Origin of the sequence: Alkalibacterium olivapovliticus, from assembly GCF_003003275.1 — a bacterium.
Lineage (GTDB): Bacteria > Bacillota > Bacilli > Lactobacillales > Carnobacteriaceae_A > Alkalibacterium > Alkalibacterium olivapovliticum.
In genome coordinates this window covers 1-12,577 of the sequence record NZ_PVTO01000007.1, presented here as the reverse complement: position 1 = coordinate 12,577, position 12,577 = coordinate 1, and the positions used below count along the sequence as shown (strand labels likewise).

Annotated in this window: 8 protein-coding genes and 2 pseudogenes; 1 reads left to right on the top strand and 9 read right to left on the bottom strand. The window is 32.9% G+C overall.

All coding sequences use genetic code 11. The features are described from left to right. Nucleotides 1–184 precede the first annotated feature (184 nt). The 4 genes and pseudogenes from CLV38_RS04670 to CLV38_RS04660 all read right to left on the bottom strand — a co-directional run. A pseudogene (locus tag CLV38_RS04670) lies at nt 185–388 on the bottom strand (SufD family Fe-S cluster assembly protein); the annotation flags it as partial. A gap of 124 nt (nt 389–512) precedes the next feature. Then, nucleotides 513–998, bottom strand: a complete 486-nt coding sequence (locus CLV38_RS13965) for a DUF5655 domain-containing protein (protein ID WP_245920539.1) — start codon at nt 996–998, stop codon at nt 513–515. Between the two features lie 102 nt (nt 999–1,100). Next, nucleotides 1,101–1,436, bottom strand: coding sequence for a hypothetical protein (locus CLV38_RS13960; RefSeq protein ID WP_245920538.1), 336 nt, complete (start codon nt 1,434–1,436; stop codon nt 1,101–1,103). 52 nt (nt 1,437–1,488) lie between these two features. After that, nucleotides 1,489–4,641, bottom strand: coding sequence for a type I restriction endonuclease subunit R (locus CLV38_RS04660; protein WP_106192187.1), 3,153 nt, complete (start codon nt 4,639–4,641; stop codon nt 1,489–1,491). On the opposite strand from CLV38_RS04660, the gene CLV38_RS04655 reads away from it, so the two are divergent. Further along, nucleotides 4,632–5,858 carry a restriction endonuclease subunit S gene (locus CLV38_RS04655; protein ID WP_106192185.1) on the top strand — a complete coding sequence of 409 codons (1,227 nt, stop codon included), beginning with the start codon at nt 4,632–4,634 and terminating at the stop codon, nt 5,856–5,858. The genes CLV38_RS04660 and CLV38_RS04655 overlap by 10 nt on opposite strands. 72 nt (nt 5,859–5,930) lie before the next feature. Here the strand turns inward: CLV38_RS04655 and CLV38_RS04650 are convergent, their stop codons facing one another. The 5 genes and pseudogenes from CLV38_RS04650 to CLV38_RS04630 all read right to left on the bottom strand — a co-directional run. Beyond that, nucleotides 5,931–6,860, bottom strand: a complete 930-nt coding sequence (locus CLV38_RS04650; RefSeq protein WP_106192182.1) for a site-specific integrase — start codon at nt 6,858–6,860, stop codon at nt 5,931–5,933. 83 nt (nt 6,861–6,943) lie between these two features. Beyond that, a complete protein-coding gene (locus CLV38_RS13955) occupies nt 6,944–8,086 on the bottom strand; it encodes a restriction endonuclease subunit S (RefSeq protein ID WP_170068813.1) in 1,143 nt (380 codons plus the stop codon). After that, on the bottom strand, nt 8,083–9,669 hold the full coding sequence (locus CLV38_RS04640) for a type I restriction-modification system subunit M (protein ID WP_106192180.1): 1,587 nt from the start codon (nt 9,667–9,669) through the stop codon (nt 8,083–8,085). Before CLV38_RS04640 ends, CLV38_RS13955 begins: the two co-directional genes overlap by 4 nt. 182 nt (nt 9,670–9,851) lie before the next feature. Then, nucleotides 9,852–11,753 carry a DUF4435 domain-containing protein gene (locus CLV38_RS04635; RefSeq protein ID WP_106192177.1) on the bottom strand — a complete coding sequence of 634 codons (1,902 nt, stop codon included), beginning with the start codon at nt 11,751–11,753 and terminating at the stop codon, nt 9,852–9,854. Nucleotides 11,754–12,013: 260 nt separating this feature from the next. After that, nucleotides 12,014–12,403 (bottom strand): annotated as a pseudogene (locus tag CLV38_RS04630) (SufD family Fe-S cluster assembly protein); the annotation flags it as partial. Between the last annotated feature and the right edge of the window lie 174 nt (nt 12,404–12,577).

Here is a 12,577-nt window from a genome sequence, read left to right as displayed (position 1 = left end):
TATCATTTTAGTGACTAGTTCTAAAGAAAATCTCATATTAAGTAGTCTCAATAAGTTTTTTGAGACCAGTTCTTGAATGCAACGGGGCCTGAACTAGTCACAGTAGAAAACTAATCGGTATTTTTTATTAATAGAAAAAAAGTCCCGAATCGATCCTAAGCGATTCGGGACTTACATTATTTTATTACCCTACTGACCCTTCCATCTCGAAACTAATGAGACGGTTTAGTTCAACGGCGTATTCCATTGGTAACTCTTTAGTAAAGGGTTCTACGAATCCCATGACGATCATTTCTGTCGCGGTTTCTTCGCTTAGTCCTCTACTCATCAAGTAGTACAGTTGTTCTTCAGAAATTTTAGACACTTTCGCTTCATGTTTCAGTTCAATAATTATTTTTTTAACACTTTGTATTCTGACCTTTATCTTAACTATAAATAGTAATACTAATTACAGTTTACTACATAAATTTTCTTCATATTGGTTTAATTAAATACCCGCTAACTCTAGTTTCTCATTGCTTGTGGTATCTCCAAGATTGTTTAATTAGACTGGCTACATATTCGATATTTTGATTATCTGTTATGACGATTTCATAATCCCCATTTCCCCAATGGCCTGTTTTACTTACATCTCGAGCAATGTTTTCAAAGTCATGTAACTCACCATATTTCAAATTAACCCAAATTTTCAGTGATTTCTTTTGAATATGTATATCTACTATATTCCGTTTCAGTTTAAATGAGTTATATAGCTTAGTAGGTTTAATAGTTATCCTACTATCCCAGCTTACTATCATTTCTTTTAGCTCTTCATAAAGTTCTTGAATTTCTATAGAACCTTTTTGGATGTGCTCATCTTCAGTATACACTTTAATTTCTTCAGACAATCCCTTTTTACTTACTTCTTGTTTAGTTTCTTGTTTTGAAGTTCTTTGCTTAGTAGTAGTTTTGTTCAATTTTTCTACGTATATAAATCCATTGCTATATTTTTTTACCATGACTAAGTCAATTGGCAGGTCAGGATTATTAATTGCTCCATATTGATAATTGGTGTAATCATTTGCTATAAAAATAACCCGCGTCTGAGACCAATCAATACTCTAAATTTTTTTCACATAATTAGGATATCGTTCGTTATAACATAATACAAATTCCCCTTTATGAGCTAAAAGTGTGTTTAAATAAGCATATCCTTGATCAATGACACTAGACAATTTGCCTTTTTTATATTCAATAATAGTAAAACTCTGTGTCTCTTCGTCGAAAGCAACTGTATCTAGACGAAAATCATCTACAGAGAATTCTGTTGCAACGAATTTCAAATTAAACAAATTCTCTAGATTTGATTCGATTAGTATCTGCATGTCTCTCTCTTTTGTGAACAGTTCTTCTTGAATCTCTAACATTTCATTGTTTCTTATGCGATAGATAGTCATAAGATCACTTCCTTTTTCAATCATTACTTATTTCACACTTATCAAGTGAATCCTACCTCAACTCATTATCTAAAGGCACTATGACTTCATCTAAGAGATTTCTCCATTTACGCTTCATGGCTTGAGCATATTTAAAAGGCTTAGCATCAGGGTTTGCTACTTTGTAGCTATCATAGTCTTTGGTTTCAATGATACTTCCAATATTGGGAACTGAATCTGCTCCAACCATGTATTGAACAGCTGAAGAGTAGAGTTCATTTTCAGATACGAACCATTCGTTAGCAAAAGATTTAATTACTCCATCTCTAGAATTTGTAAAAAATCGTCTTTTAACAACAAAAACATCTTCGCTTATGTCTAACTCGTTTCTATCCATTGCATTTAGAATAGAGCGGTATACTTCTTTTACATACTCACTTTTATTCAATTTTTGTAAGGCATTTTCAATCTCATCTCGAACATTCTGATCATTTGCAGAATAAGTATCCAGTAATCGATCTATATAGGTTGAGTCAATATCATATAGTTTAGTATTATTTTCGCCGAAAAATTCAATACCAGACAAATCTATTTCCCGCTCTGGATCGATGAGGGGTATAGATCCTTTGACAGTATTGTAGACACCCATCTGTTCTTCTATAATGTTTACTTGGCTTTTAAGAGCTTTAGAGGTTTCCATATCATCGTTATAGTCATCATAAGTAATCAACGCCCCATAAGAGTTACTCAGCTCTTGAAATGCTTTTACATACTCCACACTTGTTTCCATTGATGAGTGCTCGTCTACATCACCAGGCACAATAACAAATTCTTTTAGATCTTCATATGCTTTCTTGAATCGTTTCTTAGACTCCTTATAAGTTGGATAAATTAAACCTGTTTCTTCTTTCGCTTCCGAATACAACTTTGTTGCCTCTTCGACGTTCTTCTCCATCGTATGAGGTTTACGAAACGTCACAATTAGCCCTTTAGTTTTTTCTGGAAACGTTCGATTTGTCCTTGAAAAAGACTGTATTAAATTAGCATAACTTAAATTGCGGTCCACAAATAAAGTCTGAACTGTCGGTGCATCAAAACCAGTTAACAAGCGGTCGACTACAATGACTAAATCAATCTGTTGTCCAATTTTTTTAAATTCCGCTTTCTTTCGTGCCAGACGGTTATTGATGTCTCCATTGTAGCGGTCAATATCTTTTAAGGACCATGAAGTGTCGAAATAATCGTTGTAGTCTTGAATAATATCTTGCATCTCATTTTCTTTTTCACTAGCTTTATCGGTATTTTCATCGAAAGAATAGGTGATAGCAACTCTTGGAAAATCTGGATCGCTGATGGATCTTCCCGTGCGGACAGGATGATTGCTAAACTCTTTTTCTATCCAATCGTTGTGCTTAGTCATTTCTTTTATAGCATAATAGTATTTTTTAGCCATATCAATCGAACTGGTTGTTAGAATAGCTGACTTCTGTGGTCTTCCATTCTCGAAATCAAATTTCGTATAAGCATTGTCGGGGCGAAAAATTTTATGAAGAACTTTCTCTATATGCTCATCTCTTTCATATACTTCAGTATCTAAATACTCTTCCTTTTTTATACCATCCATGTTATCGATAAGCTGATTAATCTTTTCCCTAGAGTAAGATGCCGGTTCTTTTACATTGTCTAGTTGACTAAATATCTGATTACTTAGAGATACTGGTTCAATAGTATCTTCGTGTTCTACTTGAAAACCAAGTACCGATCCATCTTCCAGTGCATTCTTTATGGTGTAAGTATGCAGTACTTCTCCATACTGATCATGTGTTGTTCGTGCTAACTGGCCTTTGGCTTGCTTTTTATTGTCTTCAAAAATAGGAGTACCTGTAAAACCAAACCAAGTTGAATTTGGAAAAACTTTTTTTATGTCTTCCATACCTTCTGCACTTACCGCACGATGGCATTCATCCACTACAAATACAATGTGCTGCCCTAACAATTTTTTAAATCGATTAGTACCTTTTTTCTCTTCTTGTCGTTTCGCATAACGTAGCGCAGCATCCAATTTTTGTCGAGTAGTTACAATAATGACATTGGAATTTGCATCTGCTAAAAGTGTCTTACTTAATTCTTTAGCACTTTCAGTACCAACTATTAAACTGTTTTCTCTATTACTACCTGAGGACATGCCAGTGTTGAATTCTGAAGCAAACTTGGAAAACTCTGAAGTCGTTTGATTATCCAAATCTTTTCGATCCACTAACATAATAGTTCGGTCGATACCCGATTTTCTGGCGAGTAACTTAGTTGATACAAAACTCGTCAATGTCTTTCCCGATCCTGTCGCATGCCAAACATATCCAGATTGATGTTTATTCGCAGCAGTAAACAAAGCTTCAATAGCATGAACTTGATAGGGATGAAGTACCATCAAATTTCTATTGTCTTGATCTTCACTCACAATTGTATAGTTAGCAATTAATCGATGAGCATCAGGAATGTTCAAGACCTGCTTGCAAAATTCATAAAGGTTTTCTACCTTCCTGTTGTCTTTAGTACGCCATCCAAAAAGTAGTTTGCGGTGCATATCCTTAGGTAGAGCATTAGCGAAGTATCGAGTCGTTTGTTCATTTGAAATCACAAATAACTGGAGGGTAGAAAAAATATTATTACGAAACATTCCTTCTTCGGCATACTTTTTTACCTGATTGAAAGCTTGATAAACCCCATCTTTAGCCCTAGCTTGTTTTAGCTCGATTTGCACAATTGGTAATCCATTGATGAGCAATGTTACATCAAAACGTCTGTCCCGTCCGTCCATACTTATTTTTTGCTTAGCTATCTGATTAACCACTTCATATGTAGAAATACCTCCACCAATATCTTGACTGGAGTATAAAATTAAAGACACAGATCCTAAAGAGGTATCTTCACGTTCAATTGTAATTCGTGCTATGCCATTCTCACCTTTAAGCCATTTTGCTGAATCAAAAGGTGTCTTCGTACGTGCTAAAAGTTCTATTTTTAGTGTGTCAAACTCTTTGTTAGTTAGAGGCTTTTCTCCAATTTCCGATAGATTATTCTGGGTGATTTTCTGTCTCAAGTTTTTCCACAAGTCATCCTCTGATTTCAGATCACGGCGATATGTCCATTGATTAAACCCTTCACCTAAAACTTCAATCAATCTAGCCTCTACATCAGCTTCACCGTAAGTATATATTGAATTCATTAACCAAACACCTACCTCTTCTTTATATTCTGTCATTATATCATGAATATATTTATACGGATAAGAAGTTTAAGATAATTACCGCTTGGGAACAGCGTAAGTTAGGAGAAATATTATTAGAACATAACGAAATTTCTAAAGGTGGGGAATACCCTATAGCCACGTCATCTAGAAAAGGCCTATTTCTTCAGTCAGAGTACTTTAACGGACAGAGAAGTGGTATAAATGAGAGCTTAGATTTCCATTTAGTTCCTCAAGGATATATCACATATCGTCATATGTCGGATGACTCGACTTTTCATTTTAATAAGAATCATATGGATCTTCCAGTATTAGTAAGTAAGGAATACCCCGTATTTACAACTACTAACGAGGCAAATGATGAATTTGTATTAAGAAATTTAAATTTTTCAAAATCTTTCATGCGGTTTTCTCACATGCAAAAGAAGGGTGGTACTAGAGTTAGACTTTATTATAAAACCCTTCAGTCTTATTCTCCTTTTATAACTTCTATTAAAGAACAAAACAAAATTGCAACATTTTTCAAACTGCTTGATAACACTATCGCTCTTCATCAGGAGAAGTTAACTAAATTACAAGAGTTAAAAAAGGCTTACTTAGTAGGAATGTTCCCTCAAGATGAAGAAAATGTTCCAAAAATTAGAGTAGCTAACTATAATGAAGAATGGAAAAAGCATAAGTTGGTAGACATAGTAAATCGCGTTTCTATATCTAGCGATAAAAAAGATTTACCTCGTGTTGAATACGAAGACATCATCTCTATAGTAGGAAAACTAAACAAGAATATATTTGAGAAAAAGAGTAATAAAAAAGGAATCAAGTTTCAACCTGGCGATATTTTGTTTGGTAAATTACGTCCTTACTTAAAAAACTGGTTGTTATCAGACTTCACTGGCATTGCTGTAGGTGATTTTTGGATTTTACGTCCTCAAAACGTTAACAATAAATTTATATATACTTTAATTCAAAGTAGCAGATATCAAACGGTTTCTAATCAATCTACTGGAACAAAAATGCCTCGTTCAGATTGGAATGTAGTATCAAATACTAATTTTTGGATTCCATTAAATAGTAAAGAACAAGGTCAAATAGGTAATTATTTTATACAGTTAGATAAACTTATTGCTCTTGAACAAAGCAAAATAGAAAATCTTAAAATTTTGAAAAAATCTTATTTCAATAAAATTTTTATATGACATTGTGCTAAAAAGTAGAGACAGTATATTTCTTCTGTCTCTACTCTCATTACATAGTTAATTGCATTTCCGTTACAATAACATAGCTAAATGCTTCATAATTTTGTCATTATCCTGATTTTCAAGTTCATTAATTATATGCAAATAGGTCTCTTGAGTAGTGGTCATGCTAGAGTGACCTAACCTTTTAGCCACACTAGCAATTGACACGTTAGCAAATAAAAGAAGAGAAGCATGAGTATGTCTCAGTCCATGGATAGTGATTACTGGTATGTCTGCTTTTAAGCAAAGGGTTTTTAATCTACTGTTTACTGTAGAATTAAATACTCTTCCTTTAACAAATACAGGTTGATCAGTTTCCATATTATTAATTAACTGAGAAAATTGCATAGCCGTTTGCCAATCCAATTGTACTTTTCTTTTTGATGATTCATTCTTTGTAGATTGAAAACCGCCTTGAGTATGTTTATAATTCCAGGTTTTACTAATAGCTATTTTTTGTTGAGAAAAATCAAAATCATTTGGAGTAAGAGCAAGTGCTTCAGAGAATCGTATACCAGTTTTAGCAATTAAAAGAATGAACCAGTCCCAGCTTATTTCTTCTGTAAGATCTAGTTGTTTCAATAGAGCTTGAACTTCAAATTGATTAAGGAATTTTTGCTTCTTCTTTCTTGGAGCTATCCCTTTTATAATGATTTTCCGTGTAGGATTATTGTCAATAAGTCCATCGTCAACTGCATCGAGAATAGCACCTTTTAATTGATGGTGGAAATCCATTGTTGTCTGTTTTTCATGAGTAGCTGCATACTTATTTAGCAATATTTGATAACTTCTCCTATCAAGATCAGATACTTTTAAATTAGGAGCTAGCTCTATTATTCGCTGGTGACTCATATAGTACTTCTGGAGAGTTACCCGACGAATAGCTCCCACTTTATACAAATCTATCCACTCTTCAAAGTACTCATGAAATAAGATTGATTCTTTTTTCTTTTTTGGCATAATAACAAAACCTCCGTTTTATATTTAGTGAATTGCTCACTATTAATATTTTAACGGAGGTTCTATAGTTTTTGGAAGAATATTTAAATAAACATATTTTGTAAGTAAGATATTTTTAAGTTCTTCAATTCATCCAGTATAGTTTGTTCAAACTTAACAATCGTTTCAAACTTGTCAAAAAATTTACCTATAGCAACTTGCTCTTCGTAAGGTGGGAAACATTTTATAATATTATTTATAGTTGTTTTAGATAAACTAGGTACACCAGTAGATTCGTCAAACCTTTTCCAATTAATAGTCTGGCTCATTGAGTAGATGAATAGTAAATCATAACCTTTATTAACAGTCATGTAGAATAGGGTATCTACTGTCCAAAACGGACTTACTAAATATTGAGGATTATTTATTGTACCCTTACGTCCTATGCCGATGGCATCTTTGTCGGACAGATATTGATTTACGCTAAGCATATATCCACCAGTTCCATAAACTGGAATATTTCCACTTTCCAGATGTTTATAATCACGACCAGAATTAACTTTCAATACTTTTAAAAGGTTACGCTGCTCCCATTCTTTATCAAAATCAGTAATTCTAATTTCTGGAGTATTTTCTCCATCTTGAGAAAACATTACTTGAAGGTAAGCTTTTTTTAACTCTTGTAATTTACTTAACTTCTCCTGATGAAGAGCGATAGTCTTATCGAGTTCTAAAAAAAAAGTACCTATTTGTGTTTGCTCATTAATAGAAGGAACATTGAACTTGAGTGTAGAAAAATCAGAATAACTGATACTTCTTCCATCCCTAATACCATAAGTAACTGTTTCTAGACGTTTAATAAAGTTTCGACTACTTAGAATAAACTGCCAATATGACGGGTCATGTTCTTCTTTATTCTTGAAGTCTATAATTGTATACGCTGGTGAAGTTATACCTTCAATTAAAGAATATGCAAATCCACCTTGAAATGATCGTAAATGAATCACGAATTGCTGAGGCATTACTTTCTTGTAGGATATTAAGCTCTTACTGGCATACTTTATGTCGATTCCTATGTCATCTCTTAAAATCATCCCTTTTTCTTGAGATGCTGACAGGACTGGCAGCTCAGGGTGGTTCTTGTCAGAAATTGATTTAAATATATCTGATCCTCCACGCTGTTCCCAAGCATCAGTAAAGCCTTCAAACCTTAGTTCTGGGGAGCTTTTGTCTTCACTGATACTCAACGGAATACCTCCTTAGTTGCCTCTATTAAGGCCTTAGTATTCTCGTTGACTGCTAGTTGATCTAGCATTGATAAAAATTCATTTTCTGCCTTTTCTATTTCTTTATTAAGATTAACGATTTCTTTGCTAACCTCTTCAATGTCAATTGGTTCTTCCTCTTCGAAGGTGTCAACATACCTCGGAATATTTAAATTAAAGTCGTTCTCTTTAATCTCTTCAAAGCTTGCAACGTAGGCATACTTCTCGATATTATCGCGTTTAACATAAGTAGTAAGTACTTTATCAATATTACCTTTAGTTAGTTTGTTTTGATTCTTTTCTTTGATAAATTCCTTGCTTGCATCAATAAAGAGGACATCGCGTTCTGTCCGATTTTTCTTTAAGATGATTACAGTCGTTGGAATTGATGTACCAAAGAATAGATTGCCTGGCATACCAATTACAGCATATATGCTTCCATCTTCTAACAACTTCTGACGGATCACCCCTTCTGCTGCTCCACGAAATAAAACACCGTGCGGCAAAACTATTGCCATTGTACCCGTTTCTTTTAAATGGTAGTAACCATGCAACAAGAATGCAAAGTCTGCTTTCGATTTAGGGGCTAATTTACCGTATTTGTTGAAGCGAGAATCATCTAAAAACGTATTATCCGCAGACCATTTAGCTGAGTACGGCGGATTCATTAAAACAGAATCAAATGTATAAGGCTCATCAGTAGGCCAATCTCTGTTCAAAGTGTCTCCATTACGTAATCGTATATCTTCTTTATCAACCCCATGTAGAATGAGATTCATCTTTGCGAGATTATAGGTCGTGGTGTTGAGTTCTTGCCCATGATACTTAATGCTGTCTGGGTGCTTTAAGTAATTTCGTACATTTAACATTAAGGAGCCTGACCCCATTGTTGGGTCAAATACACTGAAAAGTCTTTTATCTTCTTGACCACTAGCTACAATTTGAGCCATCATGTCAGAAATCATATGCGGAGTATAAAATTCTCCCGCTTTTTTCCCAGCTTCCGAGGCAAACTGTCCGATAAGAAATTCGTAGGCATCACCGATAACATCACCTTCTTGCCCAACTAAGTTTACATCATTAATTTTTTTAAGTACTTCAGTAATAGTCACATTACGTTGCTGATCATCAGATCCCAATTTTTTTGATTGTAAATCGACGTCGTCAAATAAACCATTAAATTGATCATGTTTTGTTGATAAATCTATAAAGGCTTTGTTCAAATCATTTAATTGAAATATGTTTTGTTTTGCTTGATCTGCAAGCACATTAAATAAATACTTCGGTTCAATATCAAAACCTAAAGTATCAATTAAAGTTGCGATTAAATCGCTTTTTGTATCCTCATCTTCTAACAACTTTTTATATAAACTCAATTGTTTGTCAGGAGTATCAAACTCTTCTAAGCTCTCATCTGCAAGTTCTACTACTTTTTCTAACAATTTATCCGAAAGATATTTATAGAAAATTAATCCAAGTAAATAATTCTTATACTCTGACGCATCCATTTTGCTGCGAAGATTATCCGCAGCACTAAATAGACGATTATTTAATTCTGCACCCAATTTAGAAACTCCCTTATATTATTAATCGTTTATAGACTAGTTTATCACTTACGCTTGTTTAAAGAAATAGTTACTTGAACAATAAACTTTATATAGTTACTAGTCTAAACAAAAAAAGAAACTAAAACTGTTGCGGACAGTTAGAGATTCTCTTTGTATGATTTTATACTAAATACGTAAATTTAACTAAACATAATGTGAGAAAAATAAACATTTCTAATCTCTTTAGAAAGTTCTTCATCTAATTTCAACCTATTTTTTGCTTTCTCTTCATAGTTGTTATCTAATAATCTATTTGCCAATCCTTTAGAAACGGATTTTTTTTGAGGAGAAACTTTTAAAAGTGCATCATAATCTGCTTCCCTAATAATACACTCTAATTCTGTTAAAAAAGACTGTTCTATAGTTTCTATTTCGATACTATCTAGCCATGACTTTACTTCTATAAGCATCTCGTTGCTAGGTTGAAGTTTATTAATTCTATATTTTGAGAGCCTGGCATCTAAATATTTCTTTAATTTTTGTTGAACTATACTTTCTTTTTCACTGTTAACTAGAGAAAGAAACTCATTTTTAAAAATTTCAATTTTTTCTTCTACTTCATTAGACGGAAAATAATTTTCTAACATATTTTTCATTATTTCGTCCGTAAAAAAAATCATTTCTATTTCATTAAATGATAATGTAAAAATTCCTTCTTCTTTATACTCGTCTATCTGTTTCTGACTCATTAGATCTGCATCTATTATTCCAAATGCTTTATTATTGTTAAGTATCGGTGAATTATTATAGGCTCTTGTATATTGGATAACTTGATTGTGACCTTCTACCGGACAGACCACAATTTCTTCTTGAAATATTTTCGAATAGACAAGATAATCCAAAGAACCCTTCTTACCCTCACAAAAAAGTATAGGTTTCCTTACACCAATTATTTCTGATAGAAGTTCTTTGGGGAAAGAGTTGGATAAATCTTCCTCTAATTCAAGATTTTCAATCTCCCAGTCATTAGGATGATCATAGCTCTTACACCATAGCAAATCTGCATTAGAACGTGTCACAATAAAATCTATAACGTGTGATATATATATAAATTTACAATCTGTTCTATAACTTTCTAAGGTATCCCATAATCTATTAAAATTTGAAACGTTCATAAATGTTTCAGGCTCATCTACAACTATGAAGCTATTTTCTTCTGCAAGGAATACTTGGCATATGTAATAAAGCATAGCTTTTTCACCATCACTCATTGCATTTAGAGAATATCTCTGTCCATTTTTTATCGGAACTAGTACTCTATTTGTAGTATCGACTTCAAACACAATATCAGGAATTAATGATTTCCATAAATAATTCAATCTATACAAGATTGTTTTATCTTTGGAATCATTTTCTATACTATTAGTTGTTACTAAAACGTGCTCCTGCTCTATTTGAGTGTTTGTAACTACTGTAACTAGTTTTGAAAATATCTTAGACAAATCAGCCATAAATGATTGAACTACATAATCATTTTTACTATTATTTTCAAATTTGCCACGACCAATCAAATTTTGTTTTTGAATATTATTAATTAGTTTTTTATCTGTCAAATGTAATGAGCCAATCATTTTATCATAAAATAAAAATTTTTGTGCTGGTATAACAACGATATTGCTTGATAGTGATTCTTTCATATAACTAGCAAAAGAAGATTTCCCCACACCGTTTCCTCCAACTAGAGTTACATTGTTTTTACCTACAAGAGATAGGTAGTCAATTCGTTTTATTTCGTTTGTCAGTGACTGTACTACCTCTATTAACGAATTATACTTTTCCAAAGGATTTGAGTGATAGCGAGAAATTAAATTTTTAATTTGGCTATAATAGTTCTTATTAACTTCACTTACCAGATGTAATAATTGATCATTAGACATATCTTTAATGCTAATTAAATTAATAAGTTTCTCATTAACATCTGTTATCAAATCCTTTAATTGAACGACTATCCTTTCATGCTTAAGCTCTGGTTCTTCAATACTAACTATTTCTAGATTAATTTCTTTTAATATTTCTAATAATTGATTTTTCCTATTCTCCAATTCGTTCTCTCCTTACCAAGAATAATATAAATATACCTCATTTCTGTAAAACTTTAAATTCTTGTGTTCTCTTTTAGAGTTAACTTACCCTTTAAAGATAGCATATATACAAACACAAATCAGACCTTTTCCATGTTTCCTAAAGGAAAAACAAACTTTAAAGCCAGTAATTTGTAAAAACACTAAAAATCATTATAAAAAATGCCAAGAACAGTAAAATCGAGGCACTTTTTTAGCACCTCGATTATATTTTTTAACTATTACCGAACTGACCCTTCCATCTCGAAACTAATGAGACCGTTCAGTTCAACGGCGTATTCCATTGGTAGCTCTTTAGTAAATGGTTCGACGAATCCCATGACGATCATTTCTGTCGCGGTTTCTTCGCTTAGTCCTCTACTCATCAAGTAGTACAGTTGTTCTTCTGAAATTTTGGATACTTTCGCTTCGTGTTCCAGAGCCACGTTTGAGTTGTGGATTTCATTGAATGGGATCGTGTGTGATTTAGACAGGTCATCCATCAAGATAGTGTAACATTCGATATGAGAAATAGATCCAGCTGAATCTTTACCGAAGGTTACTTGATCACGGGAGTTTACTTCTCCGCCGTCCTTTGCGAGTGAATTAGAGACAAAAGGTATGGAAGTATCAACTCATAGTTCTATATTACCCCTTTCTAAATAGTATGCGTATCAATTATTTTTAATTCAGATTTACAAAAGTATTATTTGTAAATTTCAAGTTTAAGTTAGCCACTTGTTAAAAATAATTTTCATGTGAAATTTAGCGTTCATTTTCCTTGTAGAGAGGGCTTGATAATGAGC